15 protein-coding genes, 6 tRNA genes and 3 rRNA genes are annotated in these 24423 nt (G+C 47.7%); 4 read left to right on the top strand and 20 right to left on the bottom strand.

The genetic code is table 11. The annotated features are described in order from the left end of the window. Window positions 1-347: 347 nt before the first annotated feature. The 12 genes from FIU99_RS16390 to FIU99_RS16450 all read right to left on the bottom strand — a co-directional run bounded on the left by FIU99_RS16390 (window position 348) and on the right by FIU99_RS16450 (window position 9148). Window positions 348-424 (bottom strand) — tRNA-Trp (locus FIU99_RS16390). A gap of 60 nt (window positions 425-484) precedes the next feature. Further along, a tRNA-Asp gene (locus tag FIU99_RS16395) sits at window positions 485-561 on the bottom strand. Window positions 562-592: 31 nt separating this feature from the next. Further along, window positions 593-708, bottom strand: a 5S ribosomal RNA gene (gene rrf / locus FIU99_RS16400). Window positions 709-800: 92 nt separating this feature from the next. After that, window positions 801-3689, bottom strand: a 23S ribosomal RNA gene (locus tag FIU99_RS16405). Window positions 3690-4008: 319 nt separating this feature from the next. Continuing rightward, window positions 4009-4084 (bottom strand) — tRNA-Val (locus tag FIU99_RS16410). Window positions 4085-4119: 35 nt separating this feature from the next. Next, window positions 4120-4195 (bottom strand) — tRNA-Ala (locus FIU99_RS16415). A 28-nt stretch (window positions 4196-4223) separates the two neighbouring features. Then, window positions 4224-4299, bottom strand: a tRNA-Lys gene (locus tag FIU99_RS16420). A gap of 2 nt (window positions 4300-4301) precedes the next feature. After that, window positions 4302-4377, bottom strand: a tRNA-Glu gene (locus FIU99_RS16425). 89 nt (window positions 4378-4466) lie between these two features. Continuing rightward, window positions 4467-6019: ribosomal RNA gene (locus tag FIU99_RS16430) — 16S ribosomal RNA — on the bottom strand. The 16S, 23S and 5S rRNA genes sit together here with 6 tRNA genes alongside, the layout of an rRNA operon. Before the next feature lie 465 nt (window positions 6020-6484). Further along, on the bottom strand, window positions 6485-7012 hold the full coding sequence (hemG, locus tag FIU99_RS16440; protein WP_006957431.1) for a menaquinone-dependent protoporphyrinogen IX dehydrogenase: 528 nt from the start codon (window positions 7010-7012) through the stop codon (window positions 6485-6487). Window positions 7013-7021: 9 nt separating this feature from the next. After that, window positions 7022-8479, bottom strand: a complete 1458-nt coding sequence (locus tag FIU99_RS16445; RefSeq protein WP_006957432.1) for a TrkH family potassium uptake protein — start codon at window positions 8477-8479, stop codon at window positions 7022-7024. Window positions 8480-8524: 45 nt separating this feature from the next. After that, window positions 8525-9148, bottom strand: coding sequence for a YigZ family protein (locus FIU99_RS16450; protein ID WP_006957433.1), 624 nt, complete (start codon window positions 9146-9148; stop codon window positions 8525-8527). A gap of 257 nt (window positions 9149-9405) precedes the next feature. On the opposite strand from FIU99_RS16450, the gene fadB reads away from it, so the two are divergent. Beyond that, a complete protein-coding gene (gene fadB, locus FIU99_RS16455) occupies window positions 9406-11577 on the top strand; it encodes a fatty acid oxidation complex subunit alpha FadB (protein WP_006957434.1) in 2172 nt (723 codons plus the stop codon). Window positions 11578-11589: 12 nt separating this feature from the next. Then, window positions 11590-12765 (top strand): acetyl-CoA C-acyltransferase FadA, encoded by a 1176-nt coding sequence (gene fadA / locus FIU99_RS16460; protein WP_006957435.1) that lies wholly within the window; start codon window positions 11590-11592, stop codon window positions 12763-12765. 72 nt (window positions 12766-12837) lie between these two features. On the opposite strand, the gene FIU99_RS16465 is transcribed toward fadA, so the two are convergent. Then, complete coding sequence (locus FIU99_RS16465; RefSeq protein ID WP_050778589.1) at window positions 12838-14457, bottom strand: diguanylate cyclase; 1620 nt, start codon at window positions 14455-14457, stop codon at window positions 12838-12840. 152 nt (window positions 14458-14609) lie between these two features. Continuing rightward, the gene (punR, locus tag FIU99_RS16470) at window positions 14610-15527 is read right to left on the bottom strand and encodes a DNA-binding transcriptional activator PunR (protein WP_006957437.1); all 918 of its coding nucleotides are present in this window, start codon (window positions 15525-15527) and stop codon (window positions 14610-14612) included. A 141-nt stretch (window positions 15528-15668) separates the two neighbouring features. On the opposite strand from punR, the gene punC reads away from it, so the two are divergent. After that, window positions 15669-16868, top strand: a complete 1200-nt coding sequence (gene punC / locus FIU99_RS16475; protein WP_006957438.1) for a purine nucleoside transporter PunC — start codon at window positions 15669-15671, stop codon at window positions 16866-16868. 46 nt (window positions 16869-16914) lie between these two features. Here punC and FIU99_RS16480 read toward each other — a convergent pair whose 3' ends face one another. After that, window positions 16915-17691 carry a transporter substrate-binding domain-containing protein gene (locus tag FIU99_RS16480; RefSeq protein ID WP_006957439.1) on the bottom strand — a complete coding sequence of 259 codons (777 nt, stop codon included), beginning with the start codon at window positions 17689-17691 and terminating at the stop codon, window positions 16915-16917. Between the two features lie 91 nt (window positions 17692-17782). Here FIU99_RS16480 and FIU99_RS16485 point away from each other — a divergent pair, with 91 nt between their 5' ends. Next, window positions 17783-18523 (top strand): amino acid ABC transporter permease, encoded by a 741-nt coding sequence (locus FIU99_RS16485; RefSeq protein WP_006957440.1) that lies wholly within the window; start codon window positions 17783-17785, stop codon window positions 18521-18523. 45 nt (window positions 18524-18568) lie between these two features. On the opposite strand, the gene glmU is transcribed toward FIU99_RS16485, so the two are convergent. The 5 genes from glmU to atpA all read right to left on the bottom strand — a co-directional run bounded on the left by glmU (window position 18569) and on the right by atpA (window position 24414). After that, entirely contained in the window at window positions 18569-19930 is a 1362-nt protein-coding gene (glmU, locus tag FIU99_RS16490; protein ID WP_006957441.1) for a bifunctional UDP-N-acetylglucosamine diphosphorylase/glucosamine-1-phosphate N-acetyltransferase GlmU, read from the bottom strand. Between the two features lie 152 nt (window positions 19931-20082). Continuing rightward, a complete protein-coding gene (locus tag FIU99_RS16495) occupies window positions 20083-20505 on the bottom strand; it encodes a F0F1 ATP synthase subunit epsilon (protein WP_006957442.1) in 423 nt (140 codons plus the stop codon). A gap of 18 nt (window positions 20506-20523) precedes the next feature. Next, the gene (gene atpD, locus FIU99_RS16500; protein WP_006957443.1) at window positions 20524-21927 is read right to left on the bottom strand and encodes a F0F1 ATP synthase subunit beta; all 1404 of its coding nucleotides are present in this window, start codon (window positions 21925-21927) and stop codon (window positions 20524-20526) included. Window positions 21928-21962: 35 nt separating this feature from the next. After that, window positions 21963-22829, bottom strand: coding sequence for a F0F1 ATP synthase subunit gamma (gene atpG / locus FIU99_RS16505; RefSeq protein WP_006957444.1), 867 nt, complete (start codon window positions 22827-22829; stop codon window positions 21963-21965). Between the two features lie 43 nt (window positions 22830-22872). Then, window positions 22873-24414, bottom strand: coding sequence for a F0F1 ATP synthase subunit alpha (gene atpA / locus FIU99_RS16510; RefSeq protein WP_152472383.1), 1542 nt, complete (start codon window positions 24412-24414; stop codon window positions 22873-22875). Window positions 24415-24423: the final 9 nt, after the last annotated feature.

Here is a 24423-nt window from a genome sequence, read left to right on the forward strand (position 1 = left end):
AGTGATGCATCAGCAAAATGTAACAAACTATTAGTAATAATTCTCAACAAGAGAGCAAGTTTTGGTAAAACCAGTGAATTGGGAATGATAATTTCGAGTTGGCTTAAGAAATATATCCTTCATTGCTACTCAGTCTAAGAAAATACTAGCCTATCCTACCTAAGCAATTAGCTGGAATATAGGGACAGAGGTTCCGCTCTTGCAGCTGGGACTCGCAGTCGATATGAGGTGACCGTTCATATGCTCTAGAAAATAGACGCCACTAACATGTATTGCTTTAGTAATGAGGGAAGTAAGTAAACAGTGAAATTAAAAAGGCTCTAGTCTTTCGACTAGAGCCTTGAAGATGGCAGGGGTGGAGAGATTCGAACTCCCAACACGCGGATTTGGAATCCGCTGCTCTGCCAATTGGAGCTACACCCCTGTAGAATCTTTCAAATTGTAGATTCGAAAAAACCTCGCCATAGCGAGGTTTCTAAATAAGTGGCGGAGCGGACGGGACTCGAACCCGCGACCCCCGGCGTGACAGGCCGGTATTCTAACCAACTGAACTACCGCTCCGCACTGGTTAGACTTAAAGTCTAAATTTAAAGCCTGGCGATGTCCTACTCTCACATGGGGAAGCCCCACACTACCATCGGCGCTATTGCGTTTCACTTCTGAGTTCGGCATGGAATCAGGTGGGTCCACAACGCTATGGTCGCCAAGCAAATTCTTTAATTCGGAAAGCTGTTTTTAAGTTCTGTATTTACACATTCAAAGTTCTTGCTTTGAGTCTATCAAAACCCTTTGGGTGTTGTATGGTTAAGCCTCACGGGCAATTAGTACAGGTTAGCTCAACGCCTCACAACGCTTACACACCCTGCCTATCAACGTTCTAGTCTCGAACAACCCTTTAGGACTCTCAAGGAGTCAGGGAAGACTCATCTCAGGGCTCGCTTCCCGCTTAGATGCTTTCAGCGGTTATCGATTCCGAACTTAGCTACCGGGCAATGCCATTGGCATGACAACCCGAACACCAGAGGTTCGTCCACTCCGGTCCTCTCGTACTAGGAGCAGCCCCCTTCAATCTTCCAACGCCCACGGCAGATAGGGACCGAACTGTCTCACGACGTTCTAAACCCAGCTCGCGTACCACTTTAAATGGCGAACAGCCATACCCTTGGGACCGACTTCAGCCCCAGGATGTGATGAGCCGACATCGAGGTGCCAAACACCGCCGTCGATATGAACTCTTGGGCGGTATCAGCCTGTTATCCCCGGAGTACCTTTTATCCGTTGAGCGATGGCCCTTCCATACAGAACCACCGGATCACTATGACCTGCTTTCGCACCTGCTCGAATTGTCATTCTCGCAGTCAAGCGGGCTTATGCCATTGCACTAACCTCACGATGTCCAACCGTGATTAGCCCACCTTCGTGCTCCTCCGTTACTCTTTGGGAGGAGACCGCCCCAGTCAAACTACCCACCAGGCACTGTCCTCAACCCGGATGACGGGTCTAAGTTAGAACATCAACACTACAAGGGTGGTATTTCAAGGACGGCTCCACCGATACTGGCGTACCGGTTTCAAAGCCTCCCACCTATCCTACACATGTAGGGTCAATGTTCAGTGCCAAGCTGTAGTAAAGGTTCACGGGGTCTTTCCGTCTAGCCGCGGGTACACTGCATCTTCACAGCGATTTCAATTTCACTGAGTCTCGGGTGGAGACAGCGTGGCCATCATTACGCCATTCGTGCAGGTCGGAACTTACCCGACAAGGAATTTCGCTACCTTAGGACCGTTATAGTTACGGCCGCCGTTTACCGGGGCTTCGATCAAGAGCTTCGACTTACGTCTAACCCCATCAATTAACCTTCCGGCACCGGGCAGGCGTCACACCGTATACGTCATCTTACGATTTTGCACAGTGCTGTGTTTTTAATAAACAGTTGCAGCCACCTGGTATCTGCGACTCCCGTTAGCTCCATCCGCAAGGGACTTCACCGACAGGAGCGTACCTTCTCCCGAAGTTACGGTACCATTTTGCCTAGTTCCTTCACCCGAGTTCTCTCAAGCGCCTTGGTATTCTCTACCCGACCACCTGTGTCGGTTTGGGGTACGATTCCTTACAATCTGAAGCTTAGAGGCTTTTCCTGGAAGCATGGCATCAATGACTTCACACCCGTAGGTGCTCGACGTCGTGTCTCAGCCTTAGAGAGAGCCGGATTTACCTAACTCTCAAGCCTACGCACTTGAACCTGGACAACCGTCGCCAGGCCCACCTAGCCTTCTCCGTCCCCCCATCGCAATTGTAAGAAGTACGGGAATATTAACCCGTTTCCCATCGACTACGCCTTTCGGCCTCGCCTTAGGGGTCGACTTACCCTGCCCCGATTAACGTTGGACAGGAACCCTTGGTCTTCCGGCGAGGAGGTTTTTCACCCCCTTTATCGTTACTCATGTCAGCATTCGCACTTCTGATACCTCCAGCAAGCTTTACAGCTCACCTTCAACGGCTTACAGAACGCTCCCCTACCCAATACATAAAATGCATTGCCGCAGCTTCGGTTTACAGCTTAGCCCCGTTACATCTTCCGCGCAGGCCGACTCGACTAGTGAGCTATTACGCTTTCTTTAAATGATGGCTGCTTCTAAGCCAACATCCTAGCTGTCTAAGCCTTCCCACATCGTTTCCCACTTAGCTGTAATTTGGGACCTTAGCTGGCGGTCTGGGTTGTTTCCCTCTCCACGACGGACGTTAGCACCCGCCGTGTGTCTCCCGGATAGTACTTACTGGTATTCGGAGTTTGCAAAGGGTTGGTAAGTCGGGATGACCCCCTAGCCTTAACAGTGCTCTACCCCCAGTAGTATTCGTCCGAGGCTCTACCTAAATAGATTTCGGGGAGAACCAGCTATCTCCAGGTTTGATTGGCCTTTCACCCCTAGCCACAAGTCATCCGCTAATTTTTCAACATTAGTCGGTTCGGTCCTCCAGTTGATGTTACTCAACCTTCAACCTGCCCATGGCTAGATCACCTGGTTTCGGGTCTATATCCAGCAACTCGACGCCCAGTTAAGACTCGATTTCTCTACGGCTCCCCTAGATGGTTAACCTTGCTACTGAATATAAGTCGCTGACCCATTATACAAAAGGTACGCAGTCACACCACGAAGGTGCTCCTACTGCTTGTACGTACACGGTTTCAGGTTCTATTTCACTCCCCTCACAGGGGTTCTTTTCGCCTTTCCCTCACGGTACTGGTTCACTATCGGTCAGTCAGTAGTATTTAGCCTTGGAGGATGGTCCCCCCATATTCAGACAGGATATCACGTGTCCCGCCCTACTCGATTTCACCTAAAATGCGCTGTCGGTTACGGGGCTATCACCCTGTATCGCAGAACTTTCCAGAACTTTCACCTGACGCATTAAAGGCTTAAGGGCTAATCCAATTTCGCTCGCCGCTACTTTCGGAATCTCGGTTGATTTCTTTTCCTCGGGGTACTTAGATGTTTCAGTTCCCCCGGTTCGCCTCATTACCCTATGTATTCAGATAATGATACCTGCTTATGCAGGTGGGTTTCCCCATTCGGAAATCCCAGACTCAAATGACTTTTACTGTCTAATCTGGGCTTATCGCAAGTTAATACGTCCTTCATCGCCTCTGACTGCCAAGGCATCCACCGTGTACGCTTAGTCACTTAACCATACAACCCCAAAGGGTCTTCTGTTTAAACAACCAAAGTTGTCTGCAATTATTTAAACATGATGCAGACTCGATTTTGCCGGACTCAAATATCTTTTTACTTTACTTTTTTTATAAAAAGTGAAAACAAAAAGCCAAGAACACTTGAATGTGTGTTGGTACCTAAATCAAAAGATTTAGGATTTGAGAACTTTTCAATGAATAACAACGCATCTCATAGAGATGGGGATTGTTGTTATTCGTCAGCTTTCCAAATTGTTAAAGAGCTAGATTCATAAATGAACCATTTTTAAAGATTCTTTTGCAAGAACACTTAAAAATGGTGGGCGATACCGGGCTCGAACCAGTGACCCCCTGCTTGTAAGGCAGGTGCTCTCCCAACTGAGCTAATCGCCCACATGAGTTTTTCGTCTTGTGGAAGACGTCAAGAATGGTGGAGCTAAGCAGGATCGAACTGCTGACCTCCTGCGTGCAAGGCAGGCGCTCTCCCAGCTGAGCTATAGCCCCATCTTGAGGATCATTTCTAAGGAAGAAATGGTGGGTCGTGCAGGATTCGAACCTGCGACCAATTGATTAAAAGTCAACTGCTCTACCAACTGAGCTAACGACCCAATGGTATCCCGTAGGGGAGTCGAACCCCTGTTACCGCCGTGAAAGGGCGGTGTCCTAGGCCTCTAGACGAACGGGACACTAAGTTGAAGATATTGGGATATCTTCGTTCTCTTAAACTACATAAACCATCAATCTGTGTGGACACTCATCGTGAATAATCATCGTATAAGGAGGTGATCCAGCGCCAGGTTCCCCTAGCGCTACCTTGTTACGACTTCACCCCAGTCATGAACCACAAAGTGGTGAGCGTCCCCCCGAAGGTTAAACTACCCACTTCTTTTGCAGCCCACTCCCATGGTGTGACGGGCGGTGTGTACAAGGCCCGGGAACGTATTCACCGTAGCATTCTGATCTACGATTACTAGCGATTCCGACTTCATGGAGTCGAGTTGCAGACTCCAATCCGGACTACGACGCACTTTTTGGGATTCGCTCACTTTCGCAAGTTGGCCGCCCTCTGTATGCGCCATTGTAGCACGTGTGTAGCCCTACTCGTAAGGGCCATGATGACTTGACGTCGTCCCCACCTTCCTCCGGTTTATCACCGGCAGTCTCCCTGGAGTTCCCGACATTACTCGCTGGCAAACAAGGATAAGGGTTGCGCTCGTTGCGGGACTTAACCCAACATTTCACAACACGAGCTGACGACAGCCATGCAGCACCTGTCTCTCAGTTCCCGAAGGCACAAGACTGTCTCCAGTCTCTTCTGAGGATGTCAAGAGTAGGTAAGGTTCTTCGCGTTGCATCGAATTAAACCACATGCTCCACCGCTTGTGCGGGCCCCCGTCAATTCATTTGAGTTTTAATCTTGCGACCGTACTCCCCAGGCGGTCTACTTAACGCGTTAGCTCCGAAAGCCACGGCTCAAGGCCACAACCTCCAAGTAGACATCGTTTACGGCGTGGACTACCAGGGTATCTAATCCTGTTTGCTCCCCACGCTTTCGCATCTGAGTGTCAGTATCTGTCCAGGGGGCCGCCTTCGCCACCGGTATTCCTTCAGATCTCTACGCATTTCACCGCTACACCTGAAATTCTACCCCCCTCTACAGTACTCTAGTCTGCCAGTTTCAAATGCAATTCCGAGGTTGAGCCCCGGGCTTTCACATCTGACTTAACAAACCACCTGCATGCGCTTTACGCCCAGTAATTCCGATTAACGCTCGCACCCTCCGTATTACCGCGGCTGCTGGCACGGAGTTAGCCGGTGCTTCTTCTGCAGCTAACGTCAAATGAATGCGCTATTAACACATCCACCTTCCTCACTGCTGAAAGTACTTTACAACCCGAAGGCCTTCTTCATACACGCGGCATGGCTGCATCAGGCTTGCGCCCATTGTGCAATATTCCCCACTGCTGCCTCCCGTAGGAGTCTGGACCGTGTCTCAGTTCCAGTGTGGCTGATCATCCTCTCAGACCAGCTAGGGATCGTCGCCTTGGTGAGCCATTACCTCACCAACTAGCTAATCCCACCTGGGCATATCCTGACGCGAGAGGCCCGAAGGTCCCCCTCTTTGAGCCGAAGCTATTATGCGGTATTAGCCATCGTTTCCAATGGTTATCCCCCACATCAGGGCAATTTCCCAGGCATTACTCACCCGTCCGCCGCTCGACGCCGTTATCGTTCCCCGAAGGTTCAGATAACTCGTTTCCGCTCGACTTGCATGTGTTAGGCCTGCCGCCAGCGTTCAATCTGAGCCATGATCAAACTCTTCAATTTAAGATTTTGTCGGCTCAATGAATACTGAACATTACATAAAGTAATGTTTGAATTGACTGTGCTGAATCCGAAGATTCAATGGTCACTTCGTATCATTGAAACCTAATTTGATACCGAAGTATCGAATTGGATTATCATCAACGAGTGCCCACACAGATTGATAGGTTTATATTGTTAAAGAGCTTTCGTTTTAAGCCTTACTCAAAACGGACGGCCATTTTAGCGAGATAAAGTTTAGTGTCAACCACTTTTTTCAAACTTATTTTCAAGCGTTTCCACTTGGCTAATCGACCTTGCTAACTGAGTTTTATTGTTTCGAAACATAAGCTTCGAAGCGTTCCCGTGTCAGCGAGGGGGCATTATAGAGATCGAAATAATCTTGGCAACCCCTTTTATGCATTTTTTTACGTTTTTTTGCCTTTCGGTTAATATTTAAGCCCAAGCAGCCAAATTCCAACCTTATTTTCACAAATTGCTAAACTTTTGGGCAAATAAGGCGACTTTTTTCCAGTTGGTATATTCAACTTCTTTACTGGTGTCGGTCTCGCCGCCAGTCATACTCATGATGAACTTAATCATCACTTTATCGAACCAGTTATAGCGAGGGTAATAAAGCGCACCAGCAAACACACCTATCAGTTCCGGCTTCCAAGGCGATTTGACTAAGAACTTGCGGATGTAAGCACTGCCTTCCGGCGTATCTTTACCTTGGTCTTCTTTTCTGGCGGTTAAATTCACGCAGAAAAAACCGACCTTACCGGACTCCAGTTTCTCTTTGTGTCGCTCAATAAATTGATATAAGCGCTTGTTCAAATGCCCGTACCGTATTGAAGCACCGATCAACACTTTGTCGTATTGCTCGAAGTCGATGTGCTCTGCGCTGTGCAAATCGAGTGTTTCCACAGTCAGGTGTGAAAGCTCTTGCTCAATATATCGAAGAATCTTTTTTGTCTGGCCTTCACGAGAAGAATAGAGAAATAGTGCTTTAGTCACGAAAGCTCCTTAGCTTCGCCAAAAAGTCGGAGTTAGTAGAATCAATAAAGTAAAGATCTCAAGGCGCCCAAATAGCATAGAGACAATGAGTACCCATTTGGCCTTGTCATTCACATCGCCGAAATGCAACGCCACCTCTCCTAAACCTGGCCCAAGGTTGTTGAGTGTTGCTGCCACAGCAGAGAAAGCGCTTAGCTCATCCATGCCTGTTGCAATCAAACCCAGCATACATACTACAAAAACCAGCGCGTAAGCGGAGAAAAAACCCCATACCGCATCGACCACACGTTGAGACAAGGCGGTCCCGCCAACTTTGATGGTATAGACGGCTCTCGGGTGTACTAAACGCTTTAACTCACGCGCCCCTTGCAGGGTGAGCAACAAGATACGTATGACTTTCATACCGCCACCCGTTGAACCCGCACAACCTCCTATAAAGGAAGAAAACAGTAACAATACAGGTAGAAATAGAGGCCACTCTGAAAAGCCAGTTGTCGTAAAGCCGGCTGTGGTTGAGATAGACACCGTCTGGAACAGCGCCTGATCGAACGCATCATAGACGGAATCGTAGGAATGGTGATTCAGCAGGATAAGGAAGCACACGACAAAGAGTAGTGCTTGTATAAAGATGAAAGCGCGAAACTCAGGGTCCTTCCAGTAGTATTTAGGATGGACACCACCGGATGCAAACGCGGCAAAGTGCAAAGAATAGTTACATGCCGAGATTAACAAGAACACCACGGTAATCATGTTAATCGCATAGCTATCAAAGTAGCCCATACTAGCGTCATGGGTTGAGAAGCCACCAATCGCGATGGTCGAAAAGCTATGGCCAATGGCGTCAAACGGCGTCATACCCGCCAACCAGAATGCCAAGGCACACGCGATCGTTAAGCTCAGATAGATGTACCACAGCGCTTTCGCGGTTTCAGCAATTCGAGGCGTCATTTTACTGTCTTTAACTGGCCCAGGAATCTCAGCGCGATAAAGCTGCATACCACCAATGCCTAGTACGGGCAGAATTGCCACAGCAAGTACAATGATTCCCATCCCGCCGAACCATTGAAGAAACTGCCGATAGAAGAGCAAGGCTTTAGGCAACTCATCAAGGCCGACAATGACGGTAGCTCCCGTCGTCGTTAGAGCGGAGAACGATTCAAAAAAGGCATCGGTCACCGACACATTCGGGTTATCAGATAGTAAAAATGGGATCGATCCGGCGCTGCCAATAACCGTCCAGAACAGAACTACGATCAGAAAACCATCGCGTGCTTTAAGTTCATGCTTGTGGCGACGATTGGGCCACCAGCAAATGGCACCACAGATAAACAGGACAAAGAAAGTCGTGACAAATGGCACACCCGCACCGTCACGATAGATTAACGCGACCAGCGCTGGAGCTAGCATTGAGACACTAAAAAGGGCGAGCAATAGCCCGACAATCCGAATAATTGAACGAAACTGCATGAATTGATGATTACTGAAGCTGAGCTTCCGACTTCCTGATTATCTTTATTTTCCGTCTAAAGGGGTCACCAAGGCTTTGGCACCACTTTTATTGATTATGGTTTGGGTAAAGTCACTCACATAGCGAAGCTCGATTTCCACGACCATCTTTACTTGTTCACTATAGTCAGTCTCCACTTCTTGCGCGCTAAATTGCGGCAGTAAGGCCTGAACAATAGCAATAAAGCCATAGTCTAACTCCACTAATAGCTTTGTGGTTATTTTTTTCTCAATTGTTTGAAGAGACTTGAGCGCCTGCTGGACACCGCCGCCATACGCTTTTACTAAGCCACCCGTACCAAGTTTGATTCCACCAGAGTATCGGGTCACCACTGCAGTAATCTCGCCCACTCCAGAACCAGACAGTTGAGCCAAAATGGGTTTGCCTGCCGTCCCTGAAGGTTCGCCATCGTCACTGAATCCCCATTTCATAGAGTCTTCTGGCCGACCTGCTACGAATCCCCAGCAGTTATGCCTCGCATCTGAGTGCTGAGCTTTTACCTGCTCGACAAACGCCTTGGCAGCCTCTATCGAAGGGGTATGCGCTAGCTGAGTAATAAATACACTTTTCTTAATTTCTTCTTCAAATAGAGCAAGTTGAGCAGGAATAAGGTAGGGCTGGTCGTTCATACTATAGGGTCACTTTTTACTATCATGTCAGTTTATCATGCTCGCCTAATAAGAGCCCTTAAAAGATCGGCCACAGCGCACAATGTTAAACACTTGTTTAAAAAATGTATTGAATTTAATTCTGGCTGAGTCCACACTAAAATAACTGGTCTAACCAGAATAAAAATAAAGCGACATTTCTATATGCTGGCCCGCAAGCCGTGCGCTTGAGGCCGGTATACGCGCAATCCCAAGATTGTATGTCATGGAGATAGATAATGATTTACCAAGCCGAAACCCTACAGGTAAAGGAATTACACGACGGTATCGCTGAGCTAAGTTTCTGCTCACCAAATTCTGTCAACAAGCTCGATCTAGCCACACTGGAATCACTCGATAAAGCTCTCGATGCACTGAATGCACATCAGGGTCTAAAAGGTCTATTACTGACTTCAGATAAAGATGCTTTCATTGTCGGCGCAGACATCACCGAATTCTTAGGCCTATTTGCCAAAGAAGAAGCCGAACTCGATAAGTGGCTGCAGTTTGCTAACAGCATCTTCAATAAGCTTGAAGATTTGCCAGTACCAACCATTTCTGTGCTGAAAGGCCATACTCTTGGCGGCGGATGTGAGTGTGTACTTGCTACTGACATGCGCATTGGTGACAAAACCACCAGCATTGGCTTACCAGAAACTAAGCTCGGTATCATGCCAGGCTTTGGCGGCTGTGTACGCCTACCTCGCGTCATTGGTGCTGACAGTGCAATGGAAATCATCACACAAGGTAAAGCTTGCCGCGCAGACGAAGCACTAAAAATTGGCTTGCTAGACGCTGTTGTCGACAGTGAATCACTGTATGAATCAGCGCTAGCAACGCTCACACAAGCGATTAATGAGAAGCTTGATTGGCAGCAGCGCCGTAAACAAAAAACCTCTGCACTTACCCTGAGTAAGTTAGAAGCGATGATGAGCTTCACGATGGCGAAAGGCCTAGTGGCACAAAAAGCAGGCCCACATTACCCTGCGCCAATGAAAGCGGTCATCGCCATCGAGGAAGGTTCACGCTTTGCACGTAACGAAGCCCTAGATATTGAACGTAAGTACTTCATCAAACTGGCTAAGTCCGAAGAAGCGAAAGCATTGGTTGGCCTTTTCCTTAACGACCAGTACATCAAAGGTATTGCCAAGAAAGCGGCAAAACACGCCAACAAACAGACTGCACGCGCTGCCGTGCTCGGCGCTGGCATTATGGGTGGCGGTATTGCTTACCAGTCAGCCCTGAAAGGCGTGCCGGTTATGATGAAAGACATCGCTCAGGCATCTTTAGACCTCGGTATGACAGAGGCATCCAAGCTGCTTAATAAGCGCTTGTCACGCGGCCGTATCGATGGATTTAAGATGGCAGGTATTCTGGCATCAATTACTCCTAGCCTGCATTACGCGGGGATTGAAAATTCGGATGTGATTGTTGAAGCCGTGGTAGAAAACCCGAAAGTAAAAGCCGCGGTATTGAGTGAAGTAGAACAACAGGTCAGCGAAGATACTGTTATCACTTCCAATACTTCAACGATCCCAATTAACTTGCTGGCTAAGTCGCTTCAGCGCCCAGAAAATTTCTGTGGTATGCACTTCTTCAACCCCGTGCATCGTATGCCTCTCGTTGAGATCATCCGTGGTGAGCACACCTCCGATGAAACCATCAATCGCGTTGTTGCTTACGCCGCTAAGATGGGTAAATCGCCAATCGTCGTCAATGACTGCCCAGGCTTCTTCGTTAACCGCGTACTCTTCCCGTACTTTGGCGGTTTCAGCATGCTACTTCGTGATGGCGCGGACTTTACTAAAGTCGACAAAATCATGGAGCGCCAGTTTGGCTGGCCAATGGGCCCTGCTTACCTACTGGACGTGGTGGGTATTGATACCGCACACCACGCCCAGGAAGTCATGGCGCAAGGTTTCCCTGAGCGCATGGGTAAGTCATCTCGCGATGCGATTGATGCTCTGTTCGACGTCAACAAATACGGCCAGAAGAATGGCAGCGGGTTCTATAGCTACAGCGTAGATAAACGCGGTAAACCGAAAAAAGCCTTTAGTGACAAGATTTTACCGATTTTGTCTGAGGTATGCAGCCAAGCTCAAGAGTTCGATGATCAGACCATCATTCAACGTATGATGATTCCAATGATCAACGAAGTCGTGCTGTGTTTGCAGGAAGGCATTATAGCTTCTCCACAGGAAGCTGACATGGCATTGGTATACGGTCTGGGCTTCCCTCCATTCCGTGGCGGTGTGTTCCGCTACCTAGATAGTGTGGGCATCGCTGAATTTGTTGCGATGGCAGAGCAGCACCAAGATCTTGGTGCTATGTATCAGGTTCCACAAATGCTGATTGATATGGCTGCCAAAGGCGAAACCTTCTATGGCACTCAGCAACACGGTTCTATCTAAGGAGATTCCCACATGGCTTTACAAACAAGAAACGTCGTTGTCGTAGATTGTCTGCGTACACCAATGGGGCGCTCTAAAGGTGGCGCTTTCCGACACACACGAGCTGAAGATTTATCAGCCCATTTGATGAAAGGCATTCTGGCTCGTAATCCTCAGGTTAATCCGAGCGAAATTGAAGACATCTACTGGGGCTGTGTTCAGCAGACACTAGAACAAGGCTTCAACGTCGCCCGCAATGCCGCCTTGCTAGCGGGACTACCGATTGAGATTGGTGCAGTGACCGTCAACCGCCTATGTGGTTCTTCCATGCAAGCATTGCATGACGGGACTCGCGCTATCATGACAGGTGATGCAGAAATCTGCCTGATTGGCGGTGTTGAGCACATGGGCCACGTACCGATGAATCACGGTGTCGACTTCCATCCTGGTATGTCTAAAAACGTCGCGAAAGCAGCCGGCATGATGGGTCTGACAGCCGAAATGCTAGGTAAGCTGCACGGCATTAGTCGTGAGCAGCAAGACGAATTCGCGGCACGCTCTCATGCTCGCGCTCACGCTGCTACGGTTGAGGGTCGTTTTAAAAGCGAAATCTTGCCAACAGAAGGTCACGCTGCAGACGGAACCTTGTTCACGCTAGACCACGATGAGGTGATTCGTCCAGAAACATCGGTAGAAGGGCTTTCTCAGCTTCGTCCTGTATTTGACCCTGCGAATGGTACAGTCACAGCAGGTACGTCATCCGCACTTTCAGATGGTGCGTCTGCAATGCTGATCATGAGCGAAGACAAAGCCAATGAACTCGGACTTACAATTCGAGCTCGTATCAAAGGGATGGCGATTGCGGGCTGCGATCCTTCTATCATGGGCTATGGCCCAGTACCTGCAACGCAAAAAGCTCTAAAACGCGCAGGCCTGTCAATTGAAGATATGGATGTGGTTGAGCTTAACGAAGCTTTTGCAGCACAATCGCTACCATGTGCGAAAGATCTAGGTCTGCTAGATGTGATGGATGAGAAGGTTAACCTCAATGGCGGTGCCATTGCACTAGGTCACCCATTAGGTTGTTCTGGTTCACGCATCTCAACCACACTGATCAACTTGATGGAGTCAAAAGACGCCAAGTATGGTTTAGCGACCATGTGTATCGGTCTGGGTCAAGGCATTGCGACTGTATTTGAACGCCCATAGGCGCGTTGCTTAACATAACAAAGGCCAGCAAATGCTGGCCTTTTTATTTACCTGAATTTATTTACCTAAATTCTAAGCTGGGTTTTCTTCCAGCTCTACCACTTCTAGGCCGGGCTTCTTATGTGTCCGGTATTCGTCATAGTTTACGACTCGGCTTCGACCTAAATCTTTTGCCATATACAGAGCCTGATCAGCCATCTTGACTAGAGACTCCATATCTGAGGACGGCTTTGGATACGTTGAGACACCAATCGACACACCAAGCTGACCCAAAGATAAGCCTTTATGTTCCAGGTGCAGTGAGCGCACTGCTTCACAAAGAGTATTGGCAAACTCAGTCGCCTGCTTCATATTCGATTGCGGTAACAACACCGCCAGCTCTTCACCGCCTAAACGGCAGGCAATTTCATCATCCCCGACACTACGCTTCAGCAAGGCGCTGATTTCTTTGAGAACAAAGTCTCCAGCATCATGACCAAAGTTATCGTTAAAGCGTTTAAAGTGGTCTAAATCAAGCATCAACAATGACAGCGGCTGCTCTGACGTTGCCGAGTTCATCGCATGCTCAGTCAGTTTTTGCTCGAAGAATCGACGATTAAACAGACCCGTTAATGGATCGCTCAATGCCTGAGAGCGCAATTTCTCTTGGAGACTCAAATTCGCTAATGCTAAGCCTAAATGTTCAGCCACGCTGAATGCCAGCTGTTCAGTAATCTCATCGATCTCAACCTCACTCGAACCAAAATAGAGATGCATGATACCTATGGTATTTCCGTGTGCCGTAAGTGGGATACATAGGGTTTGATTGTCTCCCACGTTTTCCATATGTTCACAAGATAAAGTGTGGAATTCATCATTAGATTGATACACCCGCCCTTTGCGTAATGACCAGCACTCATCGGGAGCAAAGCTGCGACTACCTGGCCACTCTTCCCCCCAGTCTAGCTGAGTCACAAGCTGATTACGCGACGCACGCATCAGCGACACGCTACCATTCACATTGCCAAGAATTCTCGGTAGGACATCGGAGACTATTTTCTGCGCTTCAACCATGTTGTTGCAGGCGGCAAGCATATTGGCGAGCCGATGCATCAATTCAATCTCATTGGTACGCTGGCGAATTCGCTCATCTTGCTTAGTTTGTTCTTCTTCAACCCGTAGGTTGATTCGTCGATTGCTGAGATAGGAGGTACCGACCAAAAAGCCGATACTGAGTATGACCATAATCGTCAGAATGGTCATCAGCTCAAAAGTCATCTGCTTTAAGTGGTACATAGGCGAAGACAAAACAATCACAAAGTCATTGCCATTGATGCTTTCTTTTTTCGAGTAGTAGATGCGATCCGTTGATGTCACCGTACTGAAGCGAACATCACTGCCTTCACCGGTTTCCAGCGCTTGCTGGAAATCAGGACGGTTAGCATGATTTTCTACTCGCGCTAACGCGTGATCGGATAAGTCAGTATCGGCGATAACCAAACCAGAAGGATCAATCACCTGAATGCGCATTTGCGTATTTGCTTGGGTCAGATCGCCAATGTAGTCATCAACATCTAACTCAGGAGTGAACTTGGCGCTGTCTTCACGAATGACATAAATGACATCCGACATCAGCGAAATGAGGTGAGAACGTTCGCGCTCTATGACTAAACGTTCCAAGGTGATGTAAAAACCGTACAACCCAACCAGCATAGAAACCGACAAGGTCAAAATAGGCAGTACCTGCCATTTTTTGTCTACTATCCTCAAACTGCAGTACCTTAACAATTTACAGAATCATGTATTGGATAGTATCAAGCCGCTTGTAAATAACAATCTGCTAACATTAACAATTTGAATCTGGTTCAATTTGATGCATAACGCAGCCAGTCGTTGTGTAACTTATCCCCGCTACCAAGGTAGTCCACCATCCACTGAATTAATTTGTGATTGTCATCTTTGCGCCAAACTAGGCAACAACGGCTGATCGGCTTGTCATCTGGTAATAACTTCTCAACCAACTGACCTTCATGGATCAATGGCATCGCGATATGACGCGGCATATAGCCCACCCCAACACCATTTTTTAAGCACTCAATGGCACTATACCAGTTAGGCAGCAGCAAACGGCGCTGGTGAGGATAATGACCAGTGTGACGTTTGGGCAGCACATTAGAGGTATCATCAAGGCAGATCGCCGGAAACTGACTGACAAACTCTTCAGTCAGATTTTGCTGGCGTACACAAGCGTGGCTAGGTGAAGCGACAAATGCCCAATCTAGGATTCCCATATCCCGGACTTCAAAATCTCCACCAACGGGAATCGCCGACGTCGCACCAATAACAATATCGGCTCTGCCCTGAGAGATGGCTTCCCAAGAACCGTTGAACACTTCCATATTGATCTGCAGCTCAGCATAAGGAAAGGTCTGATAAAAATCCTCTATTAATGGCTTGAGGCGCTCCAGTTTAACGACATTATCTAAAGTCAGTTTGAGTGTTTTTTGCCAGCCATGCGCCGCACGCTTGGTTTGCGCTTTCACTTCTTCCATCTGTCGAAGCATTGCCCTTGCTTGTTCAAGAAACACTTCACCCGCGGGCGTCAGTTCCACCTTTCTGGGTAAACGACGAAACAGCACCACATCCAATTCCTGTTCCATTTGGCGAATACTGTAGCTGATGGCAGATGGTACTTTGTGCAAGACCTCCGCTGCCGCTGTAAAACTGCCTAGGCGAGCCACCGTATCCACCAGCTCTAACGAAGTTTGAGAAAATACACTCATAACAACCTTTCAAATTTTTTGATGAATAACCGCAAATTTTAGCGTTTCAATTTCACTATCACGAAAAATAGAATAGCAAAGTTAATAAAAAGGTTGGTGACAACTTATAACAATCAGTGAATTTTTTTGAATGGAAAGATGATGAAAATTTCTAAATTACAACTTTTCTATTTAGCCTCGTTATCAATGCTAGGTTTTATTGCTACAGATATGTACTTACCCGCTTTCAAAGCAATGGAAGGTGACTTTGCTACTGGTCCAGAACAAATTGCACTCTCATTAACTGTATTTCTGGTCGGTATGGCGATTGGCCAGCTTTTATGGGGACTGGCATCGGACAAATTTGGCCATCGAAATACGCTAGCCGCAGGTTTAGGTTTGTTTACCGTGGCCTCTTTTGGTCTTGCTTTCAGTGATCAAGTCTGGCAATTACTGACACTGCGCTTCATTCAGGCCATCGGCGTCTGCGCTCCTGCAGTTATCTGGCAAGCCATGGTCATCAAACGTTACTCCGGCAGCAGCCAACAAATCTTCGCCACCATTATGCCGTTAGTGGCACTGTCTCCCGCTTTAGCACCGCAGTTGGGTGTTGTTCTGGCAGATAACTTCGGCTGGCACAGTATTTTTGTTGCCCTGACGCTAATGGGGTTATTGCTGGTAGCCACGACGATGGCACAAAGCAATGAAAAGGAGCCAGCTAAGCAGACTAGCATGAGTTCAGACATCAAAGCGCTAGTAGGCTCAAAGACTTATTTGGGCAACGTTATGATGTTTGCGACGGCGTCAGCTGCATTCTTCGCGTACCTGACCGGTATGCCGGAAATAATGGCTCAGCTTGGCTACGAAGCCAAAGATATCGGTCTAAGTTTTATTCCGCAGACGATCGCCTTTATGGCTGGTGGTTACTTAGGTAAAAAAGGGGTGGCCAAATATGGGGATGAAAAAGTACTGCGTCAGTTGATTGGTTTATTCAGTGTCGCTTCACTGCTCGTGTTTATCGCCTCACAATGGCAGCTAACATCCATCTGGCCGATTCTTGCACCCTTCTGCTTGATTGCCGTTGCTAACGGTGCGCTTTATCCGATTGTCGTCAACCGTGCATTGGCCAGCGCTAAGCAGAGCCCAGCCACTGCAGCAGGGCTGCAAAATAGCTTGCAGATCTGCGTCAGCAGTCTCGCCAGTGCGTTAGTCGCGGCGATGGCGAGCCAAGCTCAAGTAGTCACGGGTATCGCTATCGTGATTTGTATGAGTGGTCTATGGCTTGGTTACATTGTTTCTAACCGTCAATTGTCAGAACAGTTTACCGCCCCCGACAATTCTCGTGTCGTCAGTGACGAGTAACCAATTAAAAAGAGCCGCGTTGTGCGGCTCTTTTTCTACAAAGCAATTACTTGCTCTTCAATCCCCACTTCTCAGCAGTTTGTTTGAAAAAGCCTTGGGTCTTTTTCAGTTCTACCCAGTGGTTAATGTAGTTAATCCATACTTGGTCGTCCTGCGGTAGCAGCATCGCAATTGGGGTAGGTTTGCGCGGCTCTTTTACAGGCACAATAGCCAGTTGTTTAAACTTCTCGACTAACGTAGCCGCTTCAACGTTCGATGTCACGGATACATCTGCACGGCGAGCTAATAACTCTTGGAAATCTCGTGCTGGCGCTTCAATCACAATGTGTTTTGCCGAAGGAAAGAATTCTTTCACCATCTTTTCTTGCACCGTACCCAACGTAGCTGCAACTTTTACCTCTGCCTTGTCAAAATCGCTCCAGTCTGAGAACTTTTGCAGATCTTTTTTCTGTACCACAGGAACGAAAGCCAAGTAGAAATAAGGTTGGCTATAGCCTGCTACCTTAGCGCGAGACATATTCAGAGAGGCACTGCCCGTAATGTCGTACTTATTGGCGGTAATGCCGTTGACCAGTGTTTTCCAATCCGTTGCAACATATTCAACCTTGACGCCTAAATCTTTGGCTAGCTCAGTGGTCACGTCGATATCAAAGCCTTTATAGCTATTGGTAGCTGGATCTTTCATCGTCATCGGATTCCAGTCCCCGGTCGTCCCTACTCGTAACACCCCGCTATCAAGAATCTCATGGAGTCGGCTGGTCTCGGCGGCCGCCTGACCGATTGATAAAATACACAGTCCGAGTGCTAGGATGAACTTGTTCATTTAATCTTCCTTAAAGTTATTACGCTCTGTGATAGTTCACTGCTAACATAGCAGCAACAAAGCAGTTTTTTTAGACAATACAGGATGTAATGTGACCTATCGTTATTTCTGGCTGGCAACCATTCTCCTTCTCACCGGCTGTAGTGACTATCAATGGGGCTGGTATGTACTCGATCCTTCAACGGAGCAAGGCCAGACAAACCTGAAGTTTCTGAGTGCCGGCTTTTACGACACCATCACAATTTCTCTTCTGAGCATGACTTTGGCAATGCTGATAGGTTTATTGGTCGCCCTACCTTCATTATCAAACGCAAGGTGGCTCAATGGTCTCAATAGAGTTTATGTTGAGGTCATCCGATCGATTCCTGTGCTGGTACTGCTATTGTGGGTCTATTATGGCCTACCGACACTGCTGGATATCTCACTCGATCATTTTTGGGCAGGTGTCATCGCCCTGACAGTTGCAGAAAGTGCTTTCATGGCGGAAGTTTTTCGCGGTGGGATCCAATCCATTGCCAAGGGGCAGCACGAGGCTGCAGAGTCACTCGGACTGAATTACTGGCAAAAAATGCGCCTGGTCATACTTCCACAAGCATTTAGACAAATCCTGCCACCACTAGGTAACCAGTTCGTCTACATATTGAAAATGAGCTCGTTGGTCAGCGTGATTGGACTGAGTGATTTAACGCGGCGGGCAAATGAGCTGGTGGTCAATGAGTATTTGCCTCTTGAGATTTATACCTTTCTGGTCCTGGAGTATCTGATTTTAATTCTGTTGGTATCGCAGGCAGTAAGATGGCTAGAGCAACGTATTGCTATTCCAAGTAACTAGCTATAAAAAACGCCGCAATAAGCGGCGTTTTTTAATAATTGAGGTTTACTTTTGTTTCACTGGGCGCTGCCAGCCTGTGATTTTGCGCTCTTTCGCGCGAGTAATCACTAACTCTCCTTCTGCAACGTCTTTAGTTAATGTCGTGCCAGCGCCGACGGTTGAACCATCCGCGATAGTAACAGGAGCCACCAGCTGACTGTCAGAGCCAATAAACACATCGTTACCGATGATGGTCTTAAACTTATTCGCACCGTCATAGTTACAGGTGATTGTGCCCGCACCGATGTTTGTGCGTTGACCAATTTCCGCATCACCCAAATAGGTCAGATGGTTAGCTTTAGAACCCTCGCCAATGCGTGCATTCTTCACTTCAACAAAGTTGCCTACATGAGAGTCGTTGCGCATCTCAGCACCAGGACGTAAACGTGTAAACGGGCCAACTGTACACTCTTCACCAACCGTCGCGCCTTCAATCACACTGTAAGGGCGAATGACACTATTGTCATCGATTTCACAATCTTTCAGTACACTTCCAGTACCAATGATCACGTTGTCGCCCAAGGTTACTTTGCCTTCAATGATGACGTTGGTATCGATTTCACAATCCATACCACACTGCAACTCACCGCGCAGATCAAAACGTGCCGGATCGCGTAACATCACTCCCTGTTCTAGCAGTTTTTGAGCTTGCATAGACTGAAAAGCACGCTCTAAACGAGCTAACTGAGCACGGTCGTTAACGCCTTCTACTTCAATTGGGTTTACTGGATGAACAGCTTCCACTGCACGGCCTTCATCATGAGCCGCGGCAATCACATCTGTTAAGTAATATTCACCCTGAGCGTTATTGTTGTTCAGGCCAGATAACCAACGCTTAAGATCACCGCCAGTAGCAACCATTACACCAGTATTAATCTCTTTGATCAGCTTCTGCTCTTCAGTCGCATCTTTCTGCTCAACGATGGCAACAACAGGGCCATTCTTGCGTACGATACGTCCATATCCCATCGGGTTATCCAGTACGACCGTCAGCAGCGCAATACCACCTGTAGGCTGTGCATCCAATAGGCTTTCGATTGTCTCTTCTGAGATCAACGGTACATCACCATAAAGAACAAGGATCTTCTCGTCATCTTCAAACTGAGGAGAAGCCTGATCCACCGCGTGTCCTGTCCCTAGCTGATCAGCTTGCAGAACCCAGTTCACGGACTCCTCTGCCAGCTCAGCCTGCATCTGATCACCGCCGTGGCCGTAAACCAAATGAATATTCTGCGCGCCTAAACCAGAACAGGTATCAATCACGTGTTTGGCCATGGGTTTACCCGCCAAGGTATGCAGTACTTTTGGCTTGTTCGAGTACATGCGAGTTCCTTTACCCGCTGCGAGGATCACCGCGCTAAATTTCATTCAGTAACCTATATGTGCTTGTTGTAAAACTGAGGGGTATTCTAGACACTAATCAAGAATTAGTTAATTGATCTGGAAAAATTTCTGTTAAAAATTAAGCAAAAAGGCGGTCATATGACCGCCTTTATCATTTTTAAAACACCGTAATTAAATTAACGGCGTTTTTTTGTCAGCTCGATAACACGTAGCTGAGCAATGGCTTTCGCCAGCTCACTGGCCGCTTGAGCGAAGTCCATATCGCCGTGCTGATTCTGGATACTCTCCTCAGCGCGACGCTTGGCTTCTTCTGCCTTCGCTGCGTCTAGTTCTTCACCACGGATAGCCGTATCAGCCAGTACAGTCGCTGTACCTGGCTGAACTTCCACCATACCACCAGAAACATAAATGATTTCTTCGTGGCCGTGCTGTTTCACAATACGCACCATACCAGGCTTGATAGCGGTCAGTAGCGGAGTGTGGCCGTGGAAAATACCCAGCTCACCTTCGCTACCGGTCACCTGAAACGTTTCAACACGACCAGAGAAGATTTTCTTCTCAGCGCTTACCACGTCTAGGTGAAAGGTTATTGGTGCCATATCGCCTCCTAGTTAGCCTTATAGCTTCTTCGCATTCTCGATAGCATCGTCAATTGCACCACAGTACATGAACGCTTGCTCTGGAATGTCGTCGTAATCACCAGCTAGTAGACCTTTGAAGCCACGTAGAGTCTCTTTAAGAGGTACGTAGATACCTGGGTCACCAGTGAATACTTCCGCTACGTGGTAAGGCTGAGTTAGGAAACGCTCAATCTTACGTGCACGAGATACAACTTGCTTATCTTCTTCAGATAGCTCGTCCATACCTAGGATCGCGATGATGTCTTTCAGCTCTTTATAGCGCTGAAGTGTCTGCTGAACGTTACGAGCGATGTCGTAATGCTCTTGACCTACAACTAGTGGATCAAGCTGACGAGACGTTGAATCTAGTGGGTCGATCGCAGGGTATAGACCCATCGCTGCGATGTTACGGTTAAGTACAACCGTTGCATCCAAGTGCGCGAACGTTGTTGCAGGAGACGGGTCAGTCAAGTCATCCGCAGGTACGTATACCGCCTGAACAGACGTGATAGAACCTTGCTTAGTTGACGTGATACGCTCCTGAAGTACACCCATTTCCTCTGCTAGAGTAGGCTGGTAACCTACCGCAGATGGCATACGACCTAGAAGTGCTGATACTTCTGTACCCGCTAGTGTGTAACGGTAGATGTTATCAACGAACAGTAGAACGTCACGACCTTCGTCACGGAAACGCTCAGCCATTGTTAGACCAGTCAGTGCAACACGTAGACGGTTACCTGGTGGCTCGTTCATCTGACCGTAAACCATCGCTACTTTTGATTCTTCAGGCTTCTCAACGTTTACAACGCCCGCTTCCTGCATTTCAAAGTAGAAATCGTTACCTTCACGAGTACGCTCACCAACACCTGCAAATACAGATAGACCAGAGTGTTGTAGTGCGATGTTGTTGATAAGTTCCATCATGTTAACGGTCTTACCTACACCTGCACCACCGAATAGACCGATTTTACCACCCTTAGCGAATGGACAAACTAGGTCGATTACTTTCACGCCAGTTTCTAGTAGAGCTGTTTCGTTTGATTGCTCTTCGTAGCTTGGTGCTTCACGGTGAATAGAGTAAGTCTCTTCTGCACCGATTTCACCACACTCGTCAATCGCGTCACCTAGAACGTTCATGATACGACCTAGGGTCTTAGTACCTACTGGTACCGAAATTGGAGCGCCAGTGTTAACCACTTCAACTCCACGACGTAAACCATCAGAGCTACCCATTACGATACAACGAACTACGCCACCGCCTAGCTGTTGTTGAACTTCAAGAACTAGACGCTCTTTTGAGTCCGTTACGTTTAGAGCGTCATATACACTAGGTACTTCGCTCTGTGGGAACTCTACGTCGACTACCGCACCGATGATCTGTACGATCTTACCTGTAGCCATCGTTAATCCTCTAAACTATTTCGTTTTACCTAAGCTTAAACCGCTGCAGCACCTGAAACGATTTCAGACAGTTCTTGTGTAATCGCAGCCTGACGGGCTTTGTTGTACACAAGTTCTAAGTCTTCAATCAGGTTGCTGGCGTTGTCTGTTGCAGCTTTCATCGCAATCATTCGAGCCGCTTGCTCACAAGCAAGGTTCTCAACCACACCTTGGTAGACCTGAGACTCTACGTAACGCACTAATAGTGCATCCAGCAGAGGTTGTGGCTCAGGTTCATAGATGTAGTCCCATGAGTGCTCACGCTGCATTTCTTCGCTATCTGATTTAGGCAAAGGTAGCAATTGATCGATCGTTGGTTCTTGAACCATGGTGTTCACAAATTTGTTGAACACTACATACAGACGGTCCAGTTCACCTTCATCGTATTTCTTCAGCATTACGCTTACAGAACCGATTAGGTCTTCTAAGCTTGGGCTATCGCCCAGACCAGAAACCTGCGCAGCGACTTTAGCGCCACTGTTGTTGAAAAACGCTGTAGCTTTTGAACCGACAACTGCCAGTTCCACTTCAGCACCTTTCTCTTTCCAAGCTTGCATGTCTATAACAGCTTTCTTGAACACGTTAATGTTCAAACCACCACACAAGCCGCGGTCTGTAGAAACGATGATGTAACCAACTCGCTTCGCTTCACGCTCTTCTAGGTACGGATGACGATACTCTAGATTTGCGTTTGCCACGTGACCGATCACTTTACGCATTGTTTCAGCGTATGGACGAGAAGCTTCCATTGCATCTTGAGAACGACGCATTTTTGAAGCTGCTACCATTTCCATCGCTTTCGTAATTTTCTGAGTGCTTTTCACACTACCGATTTTATTACGTATCTCTTTTGCGCCGGCCATCGTTACTCTCCATTAGTTGGTGGCAGAGACTGCCACCGACCTATTACCAAGTTTGGGTTGCTTTGAAGTCGTCAGTCAGTTTCTTAAGCTGAGCTTCAACTTCATCGTTGTAAGCACCCGTCTTGTCGATCTCAGACGCTAGTTCAGCGTATTGACCGCGAGCATACGATAGTAGAGCCGCCTCGAAATCTAGAACTTTGTTCAGTTCTACATCATCTAGGTAACCACGCTCTGCCGCGAAGATAGTTAGCGCTTGGTCAAATACAGACATTGGAGCGTACTGCTTCTGCTTCATTAGTTCTGTTACTTTCTGACCATGGTCTAGCTGTTTCTTCGTTGCTTCATCAAGATCAGAAGAGAACTGTGCGAAAGCCGCTAGTTCACGGTATGCAGCAAGTGCTGTACGGATACCACCTGATAGTTTCTTGATGATTTTCGTCTGAGCTGAACCACCTACACGAGATACTGAGATACCTGGGTCAACCGCTGGGCGAACACCTGCGTTGAATAGCTCAGTCTGTAGGAAGATCTGACCATCGGTAATCGAGATTACGTTAGTCGGTACGAATGCTGAAACGTCACCAGCTTGAGTTTCGATGATAGGAAGAGCAGTCAAAGAACCAGTCTTACCTTTCACTTCACCGTTAGTGAACTTTTCTACGTATTCTGCGCTTACACGAGCAGCACGCTCTAGTAGACGAGAGTGAAGGTAGAAAACATCACCAGGGAAGGCTTCACGACCCGGTGGACGTTTTAGTAGTAGAGAGATCTGACGGTAAGCGACAGCTTGCTTAGATAGGTCATCATAAACAATCAGTGCGTCTTCGCCGCGATCACGGAAGTATTCACCCATCGCACAACCTGCGTATGGCGCTAGGTATTGTAGCGCTGCAGATTCAGAAGCCGATGCAACAACAACGATAGTGTTCGCTAGCGCACCGTGCTCTTCTAGTTTGCGAACTACGTTAGCGATAGTCGATGCTTTCTGACCGATTGCTACGTAGATTGAGAAAATACCAGAGTTTTTCTGGTTGATGATTGCATCGATCGCCATTGCTGTTTTACCAGTCTGACGGTCACCGATAACAAGCTCACGCTGACCACGACCGATTGGGATCATTGAGTCAACAGATTTGTAACCAGTTTGAACAGGCTGATCAACCGATTGACGGTCGATTACACCTGGTGCAATCACTTCTACAGGTGAAGACAGTTTCGCTTCGATTGGACCTTTACCATCGATAGGCTCACCTAGCGTGTTTACTACGCGACCTAGTAGTTCTGGACCAACTGGTACTTCAAGAATACGACCAGTACCTGTAACTTTCATGCCTTCCTTAAGGTCAGCATATGGGCCCATTACAACTGCACCAACCGAGTCACGCTCAAGGTTAAGTGCCAGTGCATAACGGCCACCCGGTAATTCAATCATTTCACCTTGCATCACGTCCGCTAGGCCGTGAATGCGGATGATACCATCGCTTACCGAAACGATAGTACCTTCATTGCGAGCTTCACTAACAACGTCGAAAGATTCGATACGCTGTTTGATTAGATCGCTGATTTCCGTGGAATTAAGTTGCATGCTCCAATC

It is taken from the genome of Vibrio sp. THAF64, from assembly GCF_009363455.1.
Taxonomy (GTDB): domain Bacteria; phylum Pseudomonadota; class Gammaproteobacteria; order Enterobacterales; family Vibrionaceae; genus Vibrio; species Vibrio coralliilyticus.

Coding starts and splice junctions, on each gene's coding strand:
- FIU99_RS16445 (WP_006957432.1), bottom strand. CDS start 8,479: ATGCAGTTTCGTTCAATTATTCGGATTGTCGGGCTATTGCTCGCCCTT.
- FIU99_RS16450 (WP_006957433.1), bottom strand. CDS start 9,148: ATGAACGACCAGCCCTACCTTATTCCTGCTCAACTTGCTCTATTTGAA.
- fadB (WP_006957434.1), top strand. CDS start 9,406: ATGATTTACCAAGCCGAAACCCTACAGGTAAAGGAATTACACGACGGT.
- fadA (WP_006957435.1), top strand. CDS start 11,590: ATGGCTTTACAAACAAGAAACGTCGTTGTCGTAGATTGTCTGCGTACA.
- FIU99_RS16465 (WP_050778589.1), bottom strand. CDS start 14,457: ATGCTGGTTGGGTTGTACGGTTTTTACATCACCTTGGAACGTTTAGTC.
- punR (WP_006957437.1), bottom strand. CDS start 15,527: ATGAGTGTATTTTCTCAAACTTCGTTAGAGCTGGTGGATACGGTGGCT.
- punC (WP_006957438.1), top strand. CDS start 15,669: ATGAAAATTTCTAAATTACAACTTTTCTATTTAGCCTCGTTATCAATG.
- FIU99_RS16480 (WP_006957439.1), bottom strand. CDS start 17,691: ATGAACAAGTTCATCCTAGCACTCGGACTGTGTATTTTATCAATCGGT.
- glmU (WP_006957441.1), bottom strand. CDS start 19,930: ATGAAATTTAGCGCGGTGATCCTCGCAGCGGGTAAAGGAACTCGCATG.
- FIU99_RS16495 (WP_006957442.1), bottom strand. CDS start 20,505: ATGGCACCAATAACCTTTCACCTAGACGTGGTAAGCGCTGAGAAGAAA.
- atpD (WP_006957443.1), bottom strand. CDS start 21,927: ATGGCTACAGGTAAGATCGTACAGATCATCGGTGCGGTAGTCGACGTA.
- atpG (WP_006957444.1), bottom strand. CDS start 22,829: ATGGCCGGCGCAAAAGAGATACGTAATAAAATCGGTAGTGTGAAAAGC.
- atpA (WP_152472383.1), bottom strand. CDS start 24,414: ATGCAACTTAATTCCACGGAAATCAGCGATCTAATCAAACAGCGTATC.